The sequence below is a fragment of the Bifidobacterium sp. LCP19S3_E9 genome (assembly GCF_052121135.1).
In the GTDB taxonomy this organism is placed as follows: domain Bacteria; phylum Actinomycetota; class Actinomycetes; order Actinomycetales; family Bifidobacteriaceae; genus Bifidobacterium; species Bifidobacterium thermacidophilum.
The window spans coordinates 18,494-40,869 of sequence record NZ_JBQKEV010000009.1; the positions used below are offsets into that span (position 1 = coordinate 18,494).

Consider the following 22,376-nt stretch of genomic DNA (forward strand, 5'->3'; position numbering starts at 1 on the left):
GGCGTTCGGCCCGCGCAACGATGACGAATGGCGGGTTTGGCATGACTGCACATGATGCACACAAGGCTGGCGAGGCTGAAGGGGAACAGCTGGCATGGGATTTCGACGCTCCTGATCAGGAGTCTGGAAATACGCCAGCAACGGGCACACAAGGCATTCCGGTGGCCGCAGACGAAGGCGTGCGCAAGTACGCGCCCGGCAGTGTGCAGTGGATTGCGGCTTTGCGCGCGGATGACGAGGATGCGCTGCGGCTCGACCGGCTCGATGTCAGCGTCATGGATGCGGATGCGGCGGCACGGTTGTGGGCCAAGGTCGCCGCGTGGGTGGAAAGCGACCAGGTCGCCTACTATATCGACGATTCGCCGGTTTCCTCAGACGCCGCATATGACGCGCGCATGCGCTGTCTGCAACGTCTTGAGGCCGCGTTCCCCTCGCTTGATTCCCCGCAGTCGCCCACCCACCGTGTCGGCGGGGCGTTCTCCAATGATTTCGTGTCGGTGCGTCACCCTTCGCGGATGATGAGCCTCGACGACGTGTTCTCTATCGAGGAGCTGCACGACTGGTACAACGGCGTGCGGGAAGACCTCGAATGGCCGGAAGACAAGCCGCTGCCGATGACCTGCGAAGTCAAAATCGACGGACTCGCCTTGAACCTCATCTACCGCAACGGCGTACTCGAACAGGGCTTGACACGCGGCGATGGCGTGGTCGGCGAAGACATCACGATGAACGTGCGCACGATTTCGACCATTCCGCAGAATCTTGCCGGCCCTGCTTCAGATATCCCTGAATTCGTGGAGATTCGCGGCGAAGTGTTCATGCGGTGGGATGATTTCCACGCGCTCAACGAACGCAACGAGGACGAGGGACACGCCCCGTTCGCCAACCCGCGCAATGCGGCCGCCGGTTCGCTCAGGCAGAAGGACCCGCGGATCACCGCGACCAGACGATTGAGCTTCTACGCGCACGGCCTGGGCACTTTGCGTTGGGGTGAGGGCAGCGCGCATCAGGGTCACGACCAGGTGGACGATCAGTCGCAGGCGTACGACCTGTACAAGAAGTGGGGAATTCCGGTATCCCCGCATAACCGCGAGGTCACGGATTTCAGCCAGATTCTCGACATGATCGACTACTACGGCGAGCACCGAGGCGATATCGAGCATGCGCTCGATGGCATTGTCGTCAAGGTCGACGATCTGGCGTTGCAACGCCGGCTGGGCGCCACCTCGCGCGCCCCTCGCTGGGCGATCGCCTACAAGTACCCGCCGGAGGAGGTCAATACCGAACTGCTCAACATCATCGTGCAGGTCGGGCGTACAGGACGCGTCACGCCTGTCGCCGTGCTCAAACCCGTGTATGTCGCCGGATCGACGGTCGCGCGCACCACGCTGCATAATCCCTTCGAAATCAAGCGCAAGGGCATTCTCATCGGCGATACCGTGGTCGTGCGCAAGGCGGGCGACGTAATCCCGGAGCTTGTCGGGCCGGTATTGGAACGGCGCAAAGGCAGGGAAGACCAGCTGCATGAGTTCGTGATGCCCACCCGCTGCCCGTCCTGTGGAGCGGTGCTCGCCCCGGCGAAGGAAGGCGACAAGGATATCCGCTGCCCGAATGTCGAATCCTGCCCGGCACAGCTGACCGAGCGGATTATCAACCTGGGGTCGCGCAAGGCCTTCGACATCGAGCATCTGGGCGACCAGAGCGCGATTGCGTTGACCAATCCGGAGGAGAACCGGCCGGATTCCGTGGCATCCTACGACCCGTACCGCGCCGAGATCGACGTGAAGCCCGGACAAGAACCGGAGCCCTATGAGCCGGTGGAAGGCTTGCAACTGCCGCCCATGCAGACGCCGGTATTGTCCAGCGAAGCAGGGCTGTTCGGGCTGGACGCCGAAATGCTGCGCGATGTGCAGGTGTGGCGTGAGGCGCCGATTATCGAAGTGCGCGAGCAGACTGACGAAAACGGAAGGAAACGCAAGATACGCCGTCGGATTGGCGGATCCGGCCTGTGGCATCAGGTGCCGGTGTTCTGGACGACGCCGACAAACGCGAAAGCCGCGACCAGTGGGAAGACGATCGAACAGGCGAACGCGCGCGGGGACGATCTGGAATCCTACCCGGGGTACGCTGTGCCGCGCGACGCGCATGTCGTGCGCGAGCTGATCCGGACCCTGCGCGACGGCACGGTTGCGCGCCAGCCGGTGTATGTACGGCCGATGGAGAACACGTACAAGCTGCTCGATGAGATCAGCAAGGCCAAGCAGGCGGATTTGTGGCGTGTACTGGTTGCATTGTCCATCAGGCGGTTGGGGCCGCCGACCGCCCGCACGATTGCCGACCATTTTGGCTCGCTTGAGGCGATTGAGCATGCGAGCGTCGCGGATTTGACTGAAATCGGCGGTATTGGGGAGGAAATCGCCAGTTCGGTGGTCGACTGGTTCGCCAAGTCACGCGAACCGGGCGATTGGCGTGGCAGGATTCTTGCCGCTTGGAAAGCCGCCGGAGTGGGGCAGGTCGAGCATGAGAACACCGAGCCGCAGACCTTGGCCGGCATGACGGTCGTGGTGACTGGATCGTTGGAGGATTTCAGCCGGGAATCCGCCAAGGAGGCGATTGTATCGCACGGAGGCAAGGCCGCGGGGTCGGTCAGCAAGAAAACCACATACGTGGTGGTCGGCGAGAATCCTGGCTCGAAAGCGACGAAAGCCGAGGAGCTCGGCCTGCCGATTCTCGACGAAACCCAGTTCCACCGCCTGCTGGACACCGGCGAACCGGGCGAACCGGCCGCTCGTGCTGGCGCTGGCGCAGCCGATGCAACCCAACCCGAACTCGCTGACTGACCTCTCCCAACCTTCTACCGACACTGAGACCGCCCTCAGCGTCGGCAGAAGCAGCAGCTGCACAAACTGGCTATACTGACAGGGCTGTTTGCGTAGACGTTTTGGGAAGGGGCTGCGTTGGGGTATTGGGATGGCGCTGCACACCCGTGTTGTTCGGTGCTGTTTACTTGGCACTGGACATGAGGGATTGGGCGAGGGTGGTGAATTGGGCGGCGAGCGGAGTATCGGCCAACTCGCCGGATGGCGTCAGTACGGCCGGTCGCCCGGAATCGTCGATTTCGCGGATTTCCGGCTCGAGCGGCAGCTGGGCAAGCAGCGGCACATCATATCCGAGCGCGCGGGTCAGCTGTTCGCTGACACGCTGTCCACCGCCGTGTCCGAAAATCTCCAGCCGTTCGCCCTTGTGCTCGAAATAGCTCATATTCTCAACGACCCCTCGCACTTTCATCGGCACCTGCAGGGCGACCAGACCTGAACGTACCGCGATTTCCGAGGCACTCGGCTGCGGGGTCGTCACCACCACAAGTTCGGCATTCGGCAAGGTCTGCGCGACCGAAATCGCCATGTCACCGGTGCCGGGAGCCATATCGAGCAGCAGCACGTCCGGGCTGCCCCACCACACGTCCGACAGGAATTGCTCAAGCGAGCGTTGCAGTCTCGGCCCGCGCCACAGGATTGCGCGCTCCGAGCCGGCGAACATGCCAATCGACATGAGTTTGACGCCCCACGAGACCACAGGCATGAGCATGCCGTTCAGATTTGTGGGTTGCGTGTGTACACCAAACAGCCGCGGAAGCGAGAATCCGTAGATATCCGCGTCGATGGCAGCGGTATCGTAGCCGAGTGCGGCGAAGGTGGCGGCGAGATTCGCAGTGACCGAGGATTTGCCGACCCCGCCCTTGCCGGAAGCGATGGCGAAGATTCGCGTCTTGATGCCCGGCTTGGTGAACGGGTTCTGCCGGCGTTCGGCCTTGAGCTGGGCGACGAGGTTCGCGAGCTTGTCTTGGCTCATCGCGCTTACTTCGATGTGGGGGATGAGCGTGGCATCCGGGTAAGCCGCCACAGCCTCGTTGATTTGGTTCGTGATGGTTTTCGACAACGGGCATCCCGCCACGGTGAGCTCCACGTGCACAATCACGTCGTAGGTCGAAGGGAGTGCATCGTGAGGGGTCGCCTCGATTGCGGCGATCATGCCCAGATCGGTGATGGAACGCCCCAATTCTGGGTCGATGACCTTGCTCAACCGGTGGTAGATGGCGATTTCGATGGCATTCGGCTGACTGTTCGGGACGTGCGCTGTGCCGTCAGTGTTGTCAGTGCTGTCAGCGCTGCTGGTATTGCTCGTGATGCCGGTGGTGCCGCCGGTGGTGCCGTTGATGCTGTGCGTCGTCTGCTGGGAAGTCGGGGTGTGTGCCATGGTTCCTCCTGATTGTCCTTGAACACCGTAGCGCGCTTCCGTCCGCCACGCCAGTGGCGAAGCGCATATACGGGGACCGATTACCGGACAAACGTCCCGATGGCAACGATGTCATGCTGTGATCAGGCGTATCCCGCACACATGCCGAAAGACCTCACGCACCACTGAAAAGCGTGACAGAGAACATCCCGCACACATACGAAAAACGGGAAGCAAGCCCAAACTTGCTTCCCGTTTCAGCTACTGATTAGCGAAATCAGATGTTGAAGTACAGCTCGTACTCGAGCGGCGTCGGCTGCAGGCGAGCCTGGTCGATTTCACCGCGCTTGAGATCAACCCAAGTCTCCAGCAGATCGTCGGTGAACACATCGCCGGCGGTCAGGAAGTCGTGGTCTTCCTCGAGGGCGTCGAGCGCCTCGCCGAGGGAGCCTGGCACCTGCTTGATGCCCTCATGCTCTTCCGGCGGCAGCTCGTAGAGGTCCTTGTCCACCGGAGCCGGAGGCTCGATGTGGTTGAGCACACCGTCAAGGCCTGCCATCAGCTGTGCGGAGAAGGCGAGGAACGGGTTGGAGGACGGATCCGGAGCGCGGAACTCGATGCGCTTGGCAGCCGGGCTCGTGCCAGCCAGCGGAATACGGATGGCTGCGGAGCGGTTACGAGCGGAGTACACCAGGTTGACCGGAGCCTCGAAGCCCGGAACCAGACGATGGTAGGAGTTCAGCGACGGGTTGGTGAAGGCGAGCACGGAGGAAGCGTGCTTGATCAGGCCGCCAACGTACCAACGAGCGATATCGGAAAGCCCGCCGTAACCCTTCTCGTCGTAGAACAGCGGCTTGCCGTCCTTCCACAGGGACTGATGGCAGTGCATGCCGGTGCCGTTGTCGCCTGCGATCGGCTTCGGCATGAAGGTCACGGCCTTGCCGGCGAGGGCTGCGGTCTCGTGAACGACGTACTTGTACTTCATCAGGTCGTCGCCAGCGTGCTGCAGGGTGTTGAAGCGGTAGTTGATCTCCTGCTGGCCGGCGCCCGCGACCTCATGGTGCGAACGCTCGAGGATCAGGCCGACCTTCTGCAGGTTGGCAACCATGTCGTCGCGCAGATCCTGGTAGTGGTCGGTCGGCGGGACAGGGAAGTAGCCGCGCTTGACGCGGTTCTTGAAACCGATGTTCGGGGTGCCGTCATCTTCGGTGTCAACGCCGGAGTTCCACGGAGCCTCGATGGAGTCAACCTCGTAGAAGGAGCGGCGCATGCTGTTCTCGTAGCGCACCTTGTCGAAGATGAAGAATTCGGCTTCAGGCGCGAAGGACGCGGTATCGGCGATGCCGGTGGACTTGAGGTAGGCCTCAGCCTTGCCTGCGACCTGGCGCGGATCGCGGGAGTAAGGCTCATCGGTGATCGGGTCGACGATGGAGAAGGCCACGTCGAGCGTCTTGTGCTTGCGGAACGGGTCAATGAACGCGGTGGAGACATCCGGCACCAGCTTCATATCGGACTCGTTGATGGCCTGGAAGCCCTGGACGGAGGAACCATCGAACGGCATGCCGTCGGTGAAAGCATCCTTGAGGAACTCGCTGGCGGGAACCGTGAAGTGCTGCTGAATACCGATGAGATCGGTGAAGCGAACGGAGACGTACTCAACGCCCTCTTGGTTGATCAGGGCCTCGACGTCTGCTTTGGTTTCGAGTGCAGTCAAGGGACCGCTCCTTTCATGTGAACTTACAGGCTCCAAGTCTAGGTTCGTCGGTTTCGGCCACTCGCCGTTTGCGTTACGAACATGTTTCGTACTTTGGTAACATTTGGGTGAAATCGTTGGAAAATCAAGGTTCTGTATTTTTTAATCCGTAAGGATTTCGTGCATTTGGCGTTCGAAACATGGACATGTGAGCGTATCTGGGCGTCTTGGGCGGACGATGTGCGCATGCGTTGGCGCCGTCTCGGGCGGCGTGCGGAACGACGAATGCCCGGCCGGAGACAAGTCCGACCGGGCATTCGTGTGGTGTTGTTATGTGATGTCGCTGTGCGTTTAGTGTTGCCGCGACCAGCGATATGGGTCAGCGACCGCGCAGCGCTCGACGATTGACATGCTGAGCGCGCGTCGGGTCGATGCCCTTCGGGATACCGTAGCCCTGCTTGAGCTGCAGGGTGCGCAGACGCTCGTTGAGCGTGTTGAGTTCGGTTTTGGTCAGGTAGAAGCGGGTGCGCGGGTGGAGTTTCTTCGCGATCCACAGCTTGTGGTGGGTCGGTTCGTAGCTCTTGCACTTGAGCACGGCACGACGCACGTCCTTTAAGCGCACCTGATGTTCGCCGGTGCCCACGCAGATGCGGTAGACCGGGATTGACGAGCCGGCGGTGACGCCCTTGATCTTGCGCTCTTCGCGGTCCATCGCGCGGCTGACGCGCTGCTCGTCGCCCTCACCGAGCAGGTAGATGCCGGAATTGCTGGTGCCGCGCCAGATCATATCCTTCGTCTTCGGATCGACCCACACCGGTTCCTGCGGGAAGGAGTAGCCGGCCTTGCTGATATTGCCCAGCACACCGATGGCGGCGCCCGGCTGGCCTTCGAGCTTCGCGTAGCCGACTCGGTCAGCGCGGTTGGTGAGCACCATGGTGAAGAACAGGGCGCCCAACATGACCGCGGTGATCATGAGCAGGATCCAGGCGATGACCGACCAGTGGAATACGATGCCGAGCACAATCGCGACGACAATCGGCGCGATGAAGGCGCCTGCGGCCAGCCAAGGCAGCTTCTTATCCTCTTTGTAGGTGAACTTGAACAGCGCGATGATATTCTTCACCATGTTCTGGCGCTTGCCGCCATTGCTCTTTTCAGCCTTGTCTGCCATTTGCGATCCTTATCTTCTGGGAAACGGACACACTGGGCACCACTCTATCAAACGGTGTGGAAGCGCCGGAGGCTGCCCGCGGGTAGCGAAATCGCTGTCTGCGGGCAGCTTTCCGCGGTCGGTTCTGGCTCGCGGTGTTGCGTGCGGCTCAACGCGTATGCAACGGCCGCCCGTCCGCCTTGAGCATCGCCTCGCCGAGCGTCTCGCTGAAGGTCGGATGCGGGTGGATGAGCCGCGCCGCCTGGCTCAGCGGCACATGGTTGCCGACCAGTTGCTCGGCTTCGGCGATCAAGTCGCTGGCCACAGGCGACATCATGTGAACGCCGAGGATCACCTCGGTATCCGGGTCGCTCGCCCGCATGCCGCTCACCACGGACATCGAACCCGCGGAGCCGCTCATCAGCATGCGCGCGTTCGACAGCATCGGGTACAGGGTTTCCTTGACTTCCTGGACATCGTCACGCTTCTGCGCCTCGTCAAGCGTCATGCCGACAGACGCGACCTCTGGCGTGGAGAATACGATCTGCGGCACGGCGTCATCGTCAACCGGCGGGGGATTGAGCCCGGCGATCGATTCCGCGATGACGATGCCCTGCTCATACGCGCGGTAGGCGAGTGCTGGCCCGACCGTAATATCACCCACCGCCCACACGCCGGGCACATTGGTGCGTCCGTATGCGTCTGTGACGACGAAACCGCCGTCGGTCAGGGCGATCCCGTTCGAAGCGAACCACGGACTCGACGTATTCGGCGTCCGGCCGATCGCGGCGAGTACCACTTCGCCGTATGCGGTGTGGTCCGTCGCGTCGTCGCCACGCGTGTAATGGACCGTCGCGCCGAGATTGACTCCCGTATCAACATGGCTGACGGAAGCATGGTCGATGATGGTGATGCCATGCCGTTTCAGTTCGCGCGTCAACGCCATGGACGTCCGGCGATCCCACGCCGACAACAGTCGGTCCTTGCGGATCAGCATGGTCACGTCGGTGCCCGCCGCATGCCACATCGAAGCGAATTCGATGGCGATGGCCCCGGCGCCGATAATCACCGCGCTGGACGGGAACTGGTTGCGCCCCAACGCCTGCGTGGAATCGATGAGCGCCCCGCCGAACGGCTGACCGGGCAGCGGCTTGGGTTCCGAGCCGGTGGCCAGGACCACATGTTCCGCGTTGAAGACCAAGGTCTGGCCAGCATCCTCGGGGATTTCCGCATTGCGGAACCGTTGAACCTGCTGTGTTCCGGCACTGGGGGTGACACTGACCGTGGAATGGTCGGTCAGCTCGGCCTGCCCGCGGATGACCGTGACCTTGCGGTGGGCGAGCAAACCGGCCAGCCCCTTGGTCATCGTGTCGACGATGTGCAGCCGATAATCGCGTAGCGCACCGTAATCCACGCCACTGAGTGTAGCATCGATTCCCAGCTGCTGGGCGCGTCCGATTGTGTCGATGGTGCGTGTGGCGGTCAGCAGTGCCTTGGAAGGGATGCACCCGCGGTTCAAGCATGTGCCGCCGAGTGTGGCGTCCCGTTCAATCAGCACAACGGATTTGCCTAGTTGCGCGGCTCGCAGTGCGGTGGCGTATCCGCCCGGCCCGGCCCCGATGATGACGATGTCGGCATGTTCACTCATATGGCCTCCTCGCGCATGACCCGCCGCGCTGCCGTGTGCGCCGGGCTCCGATTCAGGTTGCAATGTCTTCCAGTCTAAGGTGACGCTTCTACCTGCCGCCCGTATCCGCCCGTGGCGAAGCTTGCGGTTGGCGGACAACATGCCGCCACATACAACAACCCCGCTGCGGTGGTATGCCGCAACGGGGTGTCAGACAAAACCGGAAAAGCGACCGAACGAAACTCAGTCAGGCCAGTTGCCGCGCTTCGGGGACGTGGGCTTGGGCAGACGCCACCTGCGGATCTGGATCGACCGGCTCCACGCGTACATGCACGAACGCGAACCACGAGCCACCGCACGGTCGCCGAACTTGGCGACGAGCTTCTTCTTGAGCTTGTGCCACATCACCACGATATCGATGATCACCGCGAACAGGTATGCGTACATCAGAATCGTCAGGACGATCACCGCCTGCGGGCTGCGGGCGCTGAACACCATCATGACGACCATCATCACGACGATCACCGGAATGAAGAATTCGCCCAGATTGTAACGGGCGTCCACATAATCGCGAATATACACGCGCCACGGCAGCTGCTCCGACTTCGGCATGTGTCGGACATCGCCGTTCTGCATTGCCGCGTATTCCGCGTCTTCCTTCGCGCGTATCCGCTGTTTGGCGGCTTTCGCGCTCGCCTTACGGTCCTTGGGAACAAGCGGGCGAAGATTGCGCGCCTGCGCCTCCTTGCGCTTGGGGGTCGGATGCCCCTTGCCTTCAGTGGTTTTCGCGCCTGATTCCATCGACGCCGCCGGCTCGTCCTGCCCAGCCGGCTGCTCGTCGGTGCTCTTCTTGAACGGGTTCCATGTCATGCTTGCAGGTTACGGTGACCACTAGACGCTCGCAGCCTGACAATCCGCCCGGAACCGCCGAAAACCAGCCCGATGGGCACGGCCGGACGCCAAGGTATCGCGGTACTCGGATGGTGCGCGGCGGCGACACATCACACATCGCACACACGATGAGCAGATATATAAGGAGAACCCATGACCGCGTTGAATGAACAGACCGTCCGCACGCGCGTAGAAGCCGACTGGACCCGGATCGTCGACCTGCTCAAAGAGAAAATCGCGCTCAAAGCCGTGTCCGCGCAAGGCATCACCGGCGAGCATATGAAGCGTTCAGCGCAATTCGTCGCCGCCGAAATGCGCAAAGTCGGCATCGACGCGCATGTCGAACAGTCCACCAACCCGGACGGCACGCCGGGCGCATGGGAGGTCATCGGATCGCATATCGTTGACCCGGAAGCGCCCACCGTGCTCCTGTACGCGCACCACGATGTACAGCCCGCGCCGAATCCAGCGGACTGGGATATCGATGACCCCTTCATCGCCACCCAAGTGGGCGACCGCCTTTACGGGCGCGGCACCTGCGACGACGGCGGCGGCATCGCCATCCACTCGGGCGCGCTCAAGGCGCTCGGCGATGACCTGCACGTCAACATCAAAGTGTTCTTCGAAGGCGAAGAGGAAATGGGCTCGCGCAGCTTCATCCCGTTCATCGAAGCGCATCGCGACGAATTCGATTCCGACGTCATCATCGTCGCGGATTCCGGCAACTGGACCCCGGACATCCCCAGCCTGACCACCAGCCTGCGCGGCAACACCACGCTCGACGTGAGCGTGAAAGTCCTCGACCATCCCGTCCATTCCGGGCAGTACGGCGGGCCGATCCTCGACTCGAACACGCTCGCCGCCATGCTCATCGCCTCCATGTACAACGCCGACGGTGAGCTTGACATCCCCGGCCTGCTCTCCCAGGAGCCAATCGGCGGCCTGCAACAGGATCTCGACCCCGACAAGGTGCGTTCCGACACGTCGCTCGTGCCCGGCTACCGTTTCGCCGGCACCGGTTCGCTCGCCTCACGCCTGTGGACCAAGCCGAGCGCCACGGTCATCGGATTCGACGCACACCCGGTCGACGGGTCGTTCAACGTAATCGCCAACGAGACGCGATTCCGCCTGTCTGTGCGCACCGCCCCCGGTCAACGACCTGAAGAGGCGCAGCAGGCGGTCGCCGATTTCCTCACCGCAAACGCGCCGTTCGGCGCGAGCGTGACCGTAACCCCGCTGGACAACGGCATGGGGTGGGCCATGAACCCTGACGCCGAAGCGACCGAGGATGCGCTCGCCGCCATGCGTGAGGCGTTCGGCGTTGAACCGATCAACAAGGGTGAGGGCGGTTCCATCCCGTTCATCCCCGAATTGCAGCGCATCTTCCCGAAGGCGCAAGTGCTGGTGACCGGGCCCGAAGACCCGCAATCCAATGCGCACAGCCCTAACGAGTCGGTCAGCCTGCCCGGGTTGAAGAAGAACGTGGTCGCCGAGGCGCTGCTGCTCGCCAAACTCGGGCAGTGATGCGGCGGCGGATGTCGCGGTCGAAGTGATCGATCGCGTGTTGTTTGTCTGGTGAGGCGGTGGTGCCGGCGCTGATTCTGGGCTGGGAACCGGTCTCTGTGTGAGGATTGGCTCACATGGAAGCCCGTCCGGATGGCTTCTGGTTGTGTTTTCTGCTTGGCGCACGTCGGTTTGTGAGGATTGGCTCACAAAGTGGGCGGTTGGGTGGCCGATAAGGGCTGGTTGAAAGGCTGTGGGTGTCGTCGTGCGAGCAAATCCTCACGCAACGACACTCACCGCAACGACACCCGCCAGCCCGCCATCTGCAGCCTGTCAGCTTGCGGGTACTTCGTTGACGGTCAGTGTTGCGGGCAGGTTGTCGCCGGAGTCGTTGTTCACCCGGTTGAAGGTCTCCCCACTGATATCCTGTTCGGTTGCCGTGCCCGTTTGTGCCTTCGCTTTCGCAGTGGCGGGGGCGAGGTAGATTCCGGCGTCCGTGCCTGTCACGTAGTATTGCGAGGCGAGGTCGCCGGACAGTCCGCTGCGCACGAGGAACAGCAGGTAGGTCGATCCGGTTTTCATGATTGTCCCCGCGGTCTGGTTCTTGGTTGAACCGTTCTGGCGGACAACGACGGTCTTATCGCCGGCATCGCCTTTCTTTGTCGTGATGACTTTGACCGTGGAGAGGGTGAAGTCCGTCTCATCGTCGATGTCCTGGACGACTTTCTGGTCGGCGACGGTGCCGACGATCACCAGATCGGAATCATCCGTAATCGCTTTGACGGAGTCGTATATTTTCGCGCGGGATGTTCCGTTTTCGCTTGCCGTAGTGCTCCCGCTGGTCTGGGTCGGTGTGCTGCCGGAACCGCAGGCGCCGACGCCAAGAGCCAGCGAGAAGGCCGCCACCATTGCCAAAATCGGCTTTGCGAGCTGTGGTTGCTTCTTCATATCAGCATGCTTTCCATAGTTGGGTTGGTATTCAATGCCGTAATACTCTGCAAATTCCGTATGCAAACACCCCTCCTTTTGCGTTGCTCGATGTCTGACACCAATGTCAATCACAATTATATTTCATAGATGAACCCGGAAAGTGAGGCAAACGTTCTCGGCAGCTTGCTTGGTGAAATACGGATACTCCGCGAACGACGCGCGCGATGAAAGCGCATACTGGAAACCGCTGGGATAGGCTATACTGAGAGCAATATGTTCCTTCGCTGGTTGGTCAGTGGGGGGGGGCTTGGCAAAACGACTCCGATGATGGAGCACATGGGAAGAGGAGAAGGCCATGAAGCCCAAGATGATGCATGTTGTCGCGGTTGGTCTTGCGATGGCGATGATGCTGTCGGCATGTTCGATGCGCACTTCTGCACAGAAGCAGGAAACAACCTCGTCTCCTTCAGTGTCGGCGTCACAGACGGGCGGGAAGATAGCGTCGTCTTTGCAAGAATTTGCCCAATCGTTGTTGGATGAAGATGCGAAGCACCCGTCGATGGCCGACGAGCAGAAAGAAACCATCGAGCGTGCCGTCAAGAACAACGGTAAACTTACACGCGCTGACTATGAGCAGGCGTGGAGCACGTATCGCACATGCATCACTTCACGGGGATGGACGTCCCCGCCCGTGATACAGCATGGGGACTTGTACGGTGAACCACAGGTCAACACGAAAGGGATGAGTAAGGAGCAGTCGGACAAGCTTTTCGATGATATCCAGGACTGTGCCTTCAAGTACAAGACCAATGTGGATTCACTGTACCGTACGCAAGTTGGTAATCCTGGTTTGTCTTCCGATACGGATCAGCTGATTGTTGACTGTCTCATCAAGAATGGTGTAGTCCCCGTGTCGTTCACTAAGAAACAATACAAGAAGGAGATGGGAGAAGACCTGTCCCCCGGGGAGAAATACGTGGGTCCGACATCATTTTCCGTAAGCGATGAGCGCGTCCAATCCTGCTTCTTCGCCCAAGGCTTCTATTTCAACGATGATGCAGGAACGTCGGAGCCGGTATGGAAACCGATATCTTGAACAAGCCGGAATAGTTGATATCAGTATTCAATGATGAAATCTGCAATAGTCCAAAGAAGGTGATGGGGTGATGAGATGTGTATGGCAGAGAATAATCGGTATTGTTGCCGTTATTGTTTGCGTTGGGGCCTGCGCCAGTGCATGTTCCGCGCCGTGGTCCGGGAAGACGCAGACAGGCAAGGCTAATACTTCAGGGGAATCCTCTTCTTCTCGATCCAGTGCTGATCCGGATTTTGGGGAAGATAGTGGCCATCTTGCTTCTTCACTGCAAGCGTTGGCAAGACGAATGCTGAATGATGACAATACCTTGAAAAAAGAGAAAAAGGACAGCGATGATGTTATGAGCGCCCAGCAGCGGGACATCATCATACGTGCGACAAAGAACAATGGTAAAATATCGCGTTCGGACTACGAGCAGTCTTGGATGAACTTTCGTTCCTGCATCGTGAATCGTGGTTGGACCGATTCGAAACCCCTTTCATATGGTGGGTTCTATTCCATGCCCGCTATGAATTATGCTGGCTTGACGGATTCGCAAAGCAAGAAACTTGACAAAGATTTATCGTATTGCATCGGCCATGAAATGATGAATGTTGATTTACTGTATCGTACACAGGAGGGCAATGCCGAACTGTCTACGGATTATCATCAGCTTATCGTCGATTGTCTGATTAAGAAAAACGTTGTCCCGACATCGTATTCGAAAGACCAGTTCTCGAAGGATACGTCGAGCGACTCGGCCCCGGAATTCTTCCATAGTGCAGAAGCACAGGAATGCTTTGCACTCTATCAGTACGGGTACGCAGAAGCGTCAGATCAGGCGTCTTACTGGAAACCGCTGGGATAGGTCGCGCACCATCCGCACCGATTGCCGGTATACGATAGTCCGTTAGCAACAAGGGAAGGGGAACATCGATGTTTCGTCATGAGCGTGGTGTCAAAGGCAAAGTCGACAACAAACGCCGCCGGCATGTCAATATTGCGGCGTGGGTCATCATGTCCATCGTGGTGGCCGCCGCAATCACCGCGGGGGCGTGCGCGATGTTCATGCCCGACCGTCCGCCCGCACTACTGGGCACATCCGGAGAAGTGACGCAAGCCAAAGTGTCAACGCAGCAGTACAATGGCGCGCAAACAGTCACACTGATCCCCAGCATCGCCAGCGACAGGACCATTCTGGGCAACAGCACCGGCACCGTGACAGCGGATTATTCAGGCAACGGGCTATCTTCCGGCCATGCCTGCATGCGCGTCAACGACCGTGCCGTCATCGCCCTGAACACGGCCCTGCCGTTGTACCGTGACCTGCACGTGGAAGACCGGGGGCAGGACGTGCGTGCGCTGAACAATGAGCTGTCCCGGCTCGGCTATCAATCCGACGCCGACAGCGACCGGTACTCATGGAACACCCAGCAAGGGTGGAAACGCCTCATGGCGGACAACGGTTCGGACAGCGACGGTACGCTCCTGCTCAGCGACATCCTATGGATTCCCGAGCAGAGCGTCACTGTCAGCAACTGGCAGGGAACCACAGGCGCAAGCGTCACCCAAGGGTCGCAGATCGGCGATATTCCAGGGGCTTTGGTCAAACTCAGCATCAAGAACACGAACCCCTCGGACCAGGATCGGGTAATCACCGTATTCGGCCAATCGACCACGCTGCCCGCAGGCCAGACCGCCATCGACAACGCCGACTACCTCAAACAGGTTTCGGCGACGGAGGAATACAGAACCCAGACAAAGGACACGCTTGCGGCTGGCATCAGTGGCACGCTCTCCCTGGCGCAATCCATTGAAGCGCTTCGCGTGCCCGCGGGCGCCGTATTCGGCCTGAACGGAAGCAAAGGGTGCATCATGACCACGGGCGGGACGAAACATGCCGTCACCGTTGTCGGCTCTTCGCTAGGCGTCAGTCTTGTGCAGCTCAATGACGGCGGCAGCACGGCATCCATCACCTCGGTGGAAATCGGGTCGAAGATCGCGGGCGCAACATGCTCCTGAAAGCAATAGACCTGGCACACCGTTTCCCCGGAACGGATATTCTGTTCGAACATCTCGATTTCGAAATCAGCCCGGGGCAGACCGTCGCGCTGTGCGGGCCTTCCGGATGCGGCAAATCCACCCTGTTGTCGATTCTCGCGGGATGGGTGAAACCATGGGCGGGGCAAGTCGAACGCGACGACATCCACCGCATCGGGTGGGTATTCCAAAACCCCTACGGTGTTCCGGAGCGGACCGCGCTCGACCACGTGGTCTTCCCGCTGCTGTGCCACGGCATGAGCAGGCGTGAAGCGATCCCTGAAGCGTTGCAAGCCATGGGACTGTTCGATCTGGAATATGCGGCGGACCGGAGGTTTTCCGAACTCTCCGGCGGCGAAGCGCAACGGTTGATGCTCGCCAGAGCCGTATGCTCGCACCCTGATGTGCTGCTCGTCGACGAGCCGACCGCGCAGCTGGACACGCGAACGGCGGCATCCGTGAGCGAAGTGTTGGGTAATCTCGCTGGGCAAGGCATGATCGTGGTCGTGGCGACGCATGACCCGCGTGCCAGGGACGCGTGCGACCGGATCATTGATTTGGCTGATTACGCGCCGGTCGGTGCTGAAAACGCGGATGGGGACGCGGGTGAGAGCGCTGCTGCACGTGTGGACGGGCGTGCTGCTGGGAGCGCAGACGGAAGCATTGCAGGAAGTGTTGCCGGAAGCGATGCTGGAAGTGCTGCCGGAAGCGAGGGGGTTAGATCATGAATCTCCGGTCAATCTGTTCCGAAGCCGTGCGGAACATCAGCGCGGGGACCACGCGGGCAGCATGGTTTTTCCTCGTCATGCTCATCACCGGTGCGCTTCTTGGCGGGTACGAAGCCATGTCCATCGTGCAGCTCGAACAGGAAGCGATCACGCGCATCAGTTCGGACGCCGATACGAAAGCCTTCATCGGCGCAAGCGTCGACGGCCAAGCGTGCGACGGGCTCGAAATGGTCCACAACGGGCCAAGCCTTGCAGGAGCGGCCCGTGCTGCCGAAAGCATCACCGCGTCCTCGACGCCCGGCATGGAACTGCCCGCGTACGAAGTGACCCCGGGATTCATCAAACTGCTTGCATCCGGGCAGAAAACGGCGAACGCGGCATCGTCGTCTGCGTCCTCGTCTGCGCAACAGGGGGCGACATCAACGCAACAGGAAGTGAACGAGACCGCTGACACCTCGGGAATATGGATTTCAACCGACGTCTCGCATGATTTCGGACTGGTTAAAGGCAGCGTCATGCAAACCAACCGTGGCGATATGACCATCGCCGGCGTATTCTCCTGGCCCAACGACGGCCGCGACACCAGATTCGCCTATGCGGCGATGATCCCGGTTTCGGCATCCTCCGGCGAATTCACCGAATGCTGGGCGAAGCAGTGGCCGGTCAGCGAACAGACCAACGACCTGCTGTATTCCACGGCGATCGTTTCGGGAACAGGCGGAAACACGACGGTCGCGCAGGTCAACAAATCCTTCGACTCCCGGTACAATGCGTACTCCAGCTATAAGAACCGCATGACGGTATGGCTGCCGTACGTTTCGCTAGCGGTCGGAGTGATTGCCGGGGTGATTTCCGTGCGGCGCAGGCGACTGGAATACGCGGGAGCCTTGCACGTAGGGCAGACCAAAGGCGCCCAACTGCTCGAAATGATCCTGGAGACGCTCATCTGGGCGGGGCTGGCGACCATAGCGTGCCTGGCGTTGCTGTGTGCCTACTGCTGGCGTATGTCCACCGACGGCTGGATGAACATCTTCATCGCCGCCTGCCGAATCTCCGCAACCGGGTTCGCTGGAGCGATGGCCGCGACATTCCTCGCCGGGCTCAGCGTGCGGGAGTCCCAGCTGCTGCGGTTCTTCAAGAGCCGGTAGGGTTGGGGATTTGAGTGTGCGGGTTAGGTGCGGCAGGTGGGTACGCGGCGTGCGCTAGATAGGCGACTATCTCCGGTTTTCTGCGCGGTTGAGGGAGCAGGAACGCCGAGATAGCGCGGTTTATACGGTAAGTTGCGCGAGATGAGGTCGGTGTTGGCGGTTGCTACGTGGCGTGGTTTGCGGGCTGTGGGAGATAGCTGCGTATCTGCGTGTTGCCAGTGCGGGGACGGCATAGGTTACTTGAGATGGCGCAGCTAATGTGGAATATTGTTTGAGTCGATGGCGTAGATGGCTGGGCCCGTATTGTGCGGGTTGCAGGGAACTGGAAATGCGCGTGTATCTCTGAGGCGCTGTTGCTGGATGAGTAATGGGCATAGGGGATGGTGAGATGGGCATGAGATTTTCGTGAGTTCATCGCGTATGGGACTGGCTCAATTCAACTGGAATCGCGTGGATTGAAAGATTGTTGTGTATCCGCGAGTTGCCGGTGTCGGGCGGGCGCGGGGCATGGGGGATGGCGCAGTAGTTTCGTCATGTTGTCTGGGTTGGGGATGTATGTGCCGTGATCTGTGTGGCGTGGGTTGCAGGAAGTCCGGGATACGCGTGCATCTGCGGTTTGCTGGTGCGGGGGTAATGCGGGTTGTTGGAGATAGCGCGGTTTGTGCGGGAAGTTGTGTGAGATGGGGGTGGGGTTGGTGGTTCCTGCATGGCGTTGCTCGCGGGGTGCCGGAGATGGCTATGCATCTTCGGGTGGCCGGTGCCGGGCGAGTACAGAATATCCGAGATGCGGGCATATCGTGGGGCCGCCGTGCCGGTATGGGGATGATATGGGAATCATGCAAAATCATGGGGTGCCCCTAGACTGAACAACCGACACGGGGGCTTGGCTGAACGCCAGGCTGAGATGGGGGTTTCCTCCGACCGAATGAACGTGAACCGGGCAATGCCGGCGCACGGACGTCGCTCTTCCCGTGCCTGAGAACAACCGTTCAAGAAAGGCACATCATTATGACACAAGCCGCGAATACCGCAGCATCATCCACAGTGAATCTCAAGTGGCGCGTTGTCGACATCGCCGTTGCATCGGTGATCGGCGTGGCCAGCGCACTGATTTATTGGCTGGTCGCCCTGCTGACCGCCGCACCTTGGACCGCACTGGACGCAATCGTCCCCGGTCTGCCCGGCCTGTTCAACGGACTGTGGCTGTTCGCCGGGCCCTTGGCCGCCATCATCGTGCGTAAGCCGGGCGCCGCAGTGTATGCGGAGATCGTCGCCGGCATTCTTGAAGCGTTGATGGGCAACATGTGGGGCGGTCTCGCCACATTCCTGATCGCTTTGGTGCAGGGCGTGTGCGCGGAGCTTGCGTTCGCGATTGTGCGTTACCGCAAGTGGACCCTGCCGGTTGCCGCCCTGTCCGGCGCGCTGTCGGGGGTCGGATGCTGGGCGTACAGCTTCATCGAAAACCTTCAGGGCATCAATCTTGCCGGGTCGTACGGCATTGTCTACCTGATCACCACTGTGGTGTCTGGCCTGTTGATCGCCGGCATCCTCATGTGGTACCTGTACCGTGCGATCGCGCGGACGGGTGCGCTCGACAAGTTCGCGTCAGGGCGTGAGGTGCGCGGTATCAGCGCCTGAGAGACAACACCGTCTGAAATCACCGTCTGACAGCACCATCTGAAAGCGTCAGCGTCTGAAACCCCGGGGCTTGCGGCGGAGCGCCGATACGGCTTCGCAAGTCAGTGGCATAAGACCCGCCACCAGTATGGGCGGGCGGTTTCGGGATCATTGCAGCGATATACCACCCTGTGCCGGGCATCATCGAAATCCGGCATCGCATAGGAAGACATGAATATGAGCAACAACTCTTCGAACGCATCCAACGCATCCAACACATCCGTCGCCACATCGACATCTACTGGCAATTTGGCAACCGTTCAACCCGAGGCGACCCCGGTCGCAGCGGGTCGCCCCAGCCTGAGATGGCGTGTCGTAGATATCGCCGTCGCGTCGGTGATCGGCGTGGCCAGCGCACTGATTTTCTGGCTGGTGTCCCTGATTTACTCACTGGGCGTCGGCGACCTGATCGGTCTGGTCATGCCCGGATTCCAAGGCATCTACAACGGTTTGTGGCTGTTCGCCGGCCCCTTGGCGGCGGTCATCATGCGCAAGCCCGGCGCCGCCACGTACGCGGAACTGCTCGGCGGGGTCATCGAAAGCCTGATGGGCAACCAGTGGACGGGCATGGACACGTTCAGCACATCGCTGATGCAGGGCGCGTTCGCCGAACTTGCGTTCCTCATTGTGCTGTACCGCGTGTGGAACGTGCCGATCACCATGCTGTCCGGTGCATTCGCGGGTGTCGCCGTGTGGCTGCATGACATTTTCATGCGCGGCCAGGCGTTCACCGGGCAGTACATCACCATCTATCTGGTCACGTCGGTGATTTCTGGCATCGTGTTCGCCGGTATCGTAGTGTGGTACTTGTATCGGGCGATCGCACGGACCGGTGCGCTCGATAAGTTCGCGTCCGGACGCGAGGCACGGGCTGCAGCCTGAATAACCGCGAGGCGATGAGTCTCGCTCCAAACGCCGGCACTTCGACGGAACTGTTCAAGTGCACGGCAGAACAGTATGGCAGTATAGCCCGGCAAGCATGGGTGGAACCGCGATCCGGCGGACGGCAGTTCGCGATACAGTAGCGAACGGCGACAGAACAACGGTTCCACGCCAGCGCATTCGAAGACGGCAGGACACAGGACGCGATGAAGTCAAGCGAACACAACAACAACACGATGACGGCAGGATCGATGCAACCGACATCGGTATCGACACAACCGGCACGCCTCGAATTCCATGATTGGGGTTACCGGCATGCTTCACGCCGCCACTTCGCCGTCCGCGGCCTCAACCTGAGCATTGAACCCGGCCAGCGCGTACTGCTGCTTGGGGCTTCCGGCATAGGGAAATCTACCATTCTCGAAGGCGCGGCCGGATTGCTCGGCGGCGATATCGAAAGCGTGAACACCGCCGCTAACGGCACGACCAGCACCATTGACGCGGATGGCGGGTTGACCGAGGGGAGCGTCACTGTTGACGGCACGCCCGTCAGTCAGGCCAGGGGACGCGTCGGCCTCGTATTGCAGGACCCGGATGCGCAGGCGATTTTCGAACGGCTTGGTGACAATGTCGCCTTCGGTCCGGAAAATCTCAACGTGCCGCGCGAAGCGATCTGGCAGCGCGTCCGCGACAGTCTCGACGCGGTCGGCATGCACGGTATCCAGCTTGACCGTTCCACCATGCACTTAAGCGGCGGGCAAATGCAGCGCCTCGCCCTCGCCGGAGCGCTCGCCATGCAGCCCGGCGTCCTGCTGTTGGACGAGCCCACCGCCAACCTCGATTCGGACGGTGTAGACCAGATCGTCGGCGCGGTACGTAATGTGCTCGACAGTACGCACGCGACCATGATGCTCGTCGAACACCGAGCGGAACCTTGGATTGACATGATCGACAGGGTCATCGTTCTCGGATTGCAAGACAGCCAGCCCGCGGGCGGGGCCGGGGAAACAGAGGAATCCGGCGGGCAGAACGAACCAGATAACGCCACCGTCATCACCCAGCAAGGCGATGAAGCCGAATTAGGCCGCCATGGCGACCAACGTACGGTGATTATCGCCGACGGCACCCCGGACGAGATCTTCTCCGACCGCACCATCGATTTCGCCGGCCTCGGCATCTGGCTGCCCAAACGCTACCAACGCCCCGAAGACGCCATCACCCGCATCTACACCGACAGCGAACCCGAATATGATCCGGCGACTGGTACCGGCGAGCCGATCCTGACCACCAGCGGCCTGAGCATCGGGCACAGTGAAGACGCCATCGCACGCGACATCAACCTCGCATTCAAACCCGGGCAAATCACCGCGCTCGTCGGAGCGAACGGCGCCGGAAAATCCACGCTCTCCCTGACCCTCGCCGGCCTGCTCAAACCGCTCGAAGGCTCCGTTAACGCCAGCCGCGAACTCGCCGGGAACGCGCACGGCACCCAGCCAATCAACTGGAAATCAACCGAACTCGCCTCCCGCATCTCCTACGTTTTCCAAAACCCCGAGCACCAGTTCGCCCGAGGCAGCGTCATCGACGAAGTCATGCTCGGACCGCTGCGCACCGGCATCGCACCCGACGAAGCCCGCCGCCGCGCGCACGACCTGCTCGAACGCTTCAACCTCAGCCGGTACGAGAACGTCAACCCGTACACGCTGTCCGGAGGCGAAAAACGCCGGCTCACCGTGGCCGCAGCGCTCGCCGCCGCCCCACGCGTGCTCATCCTTGACGAACCGACGTTCGGGCAGGACCGCCGCACTTGGATGCAGATCGTCCACCTCATCCACGGGCTGCGCGGCGACGGCGTCAGCATCATCGTCGTCACCCACGACCATGAGCTCGTCACCGCGCTCGGCGCACGCGTCATCGAACTCATCCCGCAAGGCGGGCAAGGCCAATGGGATGACGAGCAGACCATCCGCGTCAGCCCGGTCAACGAACGTCACGAACAGCCGCGAGCCTCCAGCAGGTCAAGCGTCATCGCATCCATCAACCCCGCCTACCGGCTCTTCGGCGCTCTGCTTGCCTCGCTGCCGCTTATTTTCAGCCTCGACTGGGTGTCCGCATGCACCGCGCTCATCGTCGAATTCCTGGCGCTCGCTTGTCTCGGGCTCAAACCGTTGCGGGTCGTCAAATCCACGTGGCCGGTATTCATCGGGGCGCCAGGTTCGGCGCTCGCCGTACTGCTGTACGGCAAACAGGGGGGAGCCGTCTGGTGGCATTGGGGCATGATCACCGTCAGTGAACGGTCGGCGTGGCTTGCATTGGCTACCGGACTGCGCATTCTGGCGGTGGGTATTCCCGCGATTATTTTGGTGTTGGGCATTGATGCGACCGAGCTGGCGGACGCGTTCAGCCAGATTCTGCATTTACCGGACCGATTCGTCTATGGCGGGCTCGCCGGTATGCGCCTGTTTTCCGTGCTACGCGACGACTGGGCGGCACTTACCGCCTCACGCCGTTCGCGTGGGATCGGCGACGACAATGCGTTCAAGGCGTTCTTCCCGCAGGCGTTCGCGTTGCTGGTGTTGTCCATCAGGCGTTCGACCACCTTGGCGACTGCGATGGAGGCGCGTGGATTCGGCGGCGATGGGCCTCGCAGCCACGCGCGTGTCAGCACGAGCGGGATGCGCGACCGGGTGTTCCTCGTGTGCTGCTTCGCGGTGCCGATGATCGCGCTCGCGGTGTCGGTGTGGTTTGGTGCGTTCAGTTTCTTTGGCGGCAGGTGAGTGCGGTCGCGGCGGTAGC

Annotated in this window: 16 protein-coding genes and 1 riboswitch; of the genes, 10 read left to right on the forward strand and 6 right to left on the reverse strand. The window is 60.9% G+C overall.

Features of this window, described 5'->3' with window-relative positions; translation table 11 throughout:
- The first annotated feature begins 41 nt into the window (after positions 1 to 41).
- On the forward strand, positions 42 to 2,840 hold the full coding sequence (gene ligA / locus ACTQYB_RS05885) for an NAD-dependent DNA ligase LigA (RefSeq protein WP_441482123.1): 2,799 nt from the start codon (positions 42 to 44) through the stop codon (positions 2,838 to 2,840).
- Between the two features lie 163 nt (positions 2,841 to 3,003).
- Here the strand turns inward: ligA and ACTQYB_RS05890 are convergent, their stop codons facing one another.
- The 5 genes from ACTQYB_RS05890 to ACTQYB_RS05910 all read right to left on the reverse strand — a co-directional run bounded on the left by ACTQYB_RS05890 (position 3,004) and on the right by ACTQYB_RS05910 (position 9,576).
- The gene (locus ACTQYB_RS05890; protein ID WP_441482124.1) at positions 3,004 to 4,257 is read right to left on the reverse strand and encodes a P-loop NTPase; all 1,254 of its coding nucleotides are present in this window, start codon (positions 4,255 to 4,257) and stop codon (positions 3,004 to 3,006) included.
- 256 nt (positions 4,258 to 4,513) lie between these two features.
- Entirely contained in the window at positions 4,514 to 5,950 is a 1,437-nt protein-coding gene (gene glnA / locus ACTQYB_RS05895) for a type I glutamate--ammonia ligase (RefSeq protein ID WP_033493394.1), read from the reverse strand.
- A gap of 358 nt (positions 5,951 to 6,308) precedes the next feature.
- Complete coding sequence (locus ACTQYB_RS05900; protein ID WP_015451296.1) at positions 6,309 to 7,100, reverse strand: DUF4191 domain-containing protein; 792 nt, start codon at positions 7,098 to 7,100, stop codon at positions 6,309 to 6,311.
- Positions 7,101 to 7,248: 148 nt separating this feature from the next.
- The gene (gene lpdA / locus ACTQYB_RS05905) at positions 7,249 to 8,727 is read right to left on the reverse strand and encodes a dihydrolipoyl dehydrogenase (protein ID WP_441482125.1); all 1,479 of its coding nucleotides are present in this window, start codon (positions 8,725 to 8,727) and stop codon (positions 7,249 to 7,251) included.
- A 222-nt stretch (positions 8,728 to 8,949) separates the two neighbouring features.
- Positions 8,950 to 9,576: a DUF3043 domain-containing protein gene (locus tag ACTQYB_RS05910; protein WP_441482126.1), complete on the reverse strand. Its 627-nt coding sequence runs from the start codon at positions 9,574 to 9,576 to the stop codon at positions 8,950 to 8,952.
- 174 nt (positions 9,577 to 9,750) lie between these two features.
- On the opposite strand from ACTQYB_RS05910, the gene ACTQYB_RS05915 reads away from it, so the two are divergent.
- Entirely contained in the window at positions 9,751 to 11,121 is a 1,371-nt protein-coding gene (locus ACTQYB_RS05915; protein ID WP_441482127.1) for a dipeptidase, read from the forward strand.
- Between the two features lie 312 nt (positions 11,122 to 11,433).
- Here the strand turns inward: ACTQYB_RS05915 and ACTQYB_RS05920 are convergent, their stop codons facing one another.
- Positions 11,434 to 12,048 (reverse strand): hypothetical protein, encoded by a 615-nt coding sequence (locus ACTQYB_RS05920; protein WP_441482128.1) that lies wholly within the window; start codon positions 12,046 to 12,048, stop codon positions 11,434 to 11,436.
- Positions 12,049 to 12,385: 337 nt separating this feature from the next.
- Between ACTQYB_RS05920 and ACTQYB_RS05925 the strand changes: the two genes are divergently transcribed.
- The 8 genes from ACTQYB_RS05925 to ACTQYB_RS05960 all read left to right on the forward strand — a co-directional run bounded on the left by ACTQYB_RS05925 (position 12,386) and on the right by ACTQYB_RS05960 (position 22,357).
- On the forward strand, positions 12,386 to 13,126 hold the full coding sequence (locus ACTQYB_RS05925; protein WP_033493401.1) for a hypothetical protein: 741 nt from the start codon (positions 12,386 to 12,388) through the stop codon (positions 13,124 to 13,126).
- 70 nt (positions 13,127 to 13,196) lie between these two features.
- Positions 13,197 to 13,973, forward strand: coding sequence for a hypothetical protein (locus ACTQYB_RS05930; RefSeq protein ID WP_152570420.1), 777 nt, complete (start codon positions 13,197 to 13,199; stop codon positions 13,971 to 13,973).
- Between the two features lie 68 nt (positions 13,974 to 14,041).
- Positions 14,042 to 15,127, forward strand: a complete 1,086-nt coding sequence (locus ACTQYB_RS05935; RefSeq protein WP_033507312.1) for a hypothetical protein — start codon at positions 14,042 to 14,044, stop codon at positions 15,125 to 15,127.
- On the forward strand, positions 15,118 to 15,873 hold the full coding sequence (locus ACTQYB_RS05940) for an ABC transporter ATP-binding protein (protein ID WP_152356117.1): 756 nt from the start codon (positions 15,118 to 15,120) through the stop codon (positions 15,871 to 15,873). The genes ACTQYB_RS05935 and ACTQYB_RS05940 overlap by 10 nt, the downstream gene beginning before the upstream one ends.
- 26 nt (positions 15,874 to 15,899) lie before the next feature.
- Positions 15,900 to 17,021 (forward strand): hypothetical protein, encoded by a 1,122-nt coding sequence (locus ACTQYB_RS05945; RefSeq protein WP_441482129.1) that lies wholly within the window; start codon positions 15,900 to 15,902, stop codon positions 17,019 to 17,021.
- Positions 17,022 to 17,886: 865 nt separating this feature from the next.
- Positions 17,887 to 17,997: riboswitch (TPP riboswitch) on the forward strand.
- A 32-nt stretch (positions 17,998 to 18,029) separates the two neighbouring features.
- Positions 18,030 to 18,659 (forward strand): ECF transporter S component, encoded by a 630-nt coding sequence (locus tag ACTQYB_RS05950; protein ID WP_404441724.1) that lies wholly within the window; start codon positions 18,030 to 18,032, stop codon positions 18,657 to 18,659.
- 216 nt (positions 18,660 to 18,875) lie between these two features.
- Entirely contained in the window at positions 18,876 to 19,580 is a 705-nt protein-coding gene (locus tag ACTQYB_RS05955) for an ECF transporter S component (RefSeq protein ID WP_441482130.1), read from the forward strand.
- Between the two features lie 206 nt (positions 19,581 to 19,786).
- A complete protein-coding gene (locus ACTQYB_RS05960; protein ID WP_441482131.1) occupies positions 19,787 to 22,357 on the forward strand; it encodes an ATP-binding cassette domain-containing protein in 2,571 nt (856 codons plus the stop codon).
- Positions 22,358 to 22,376: the final 19 nt, after the last annotated feature.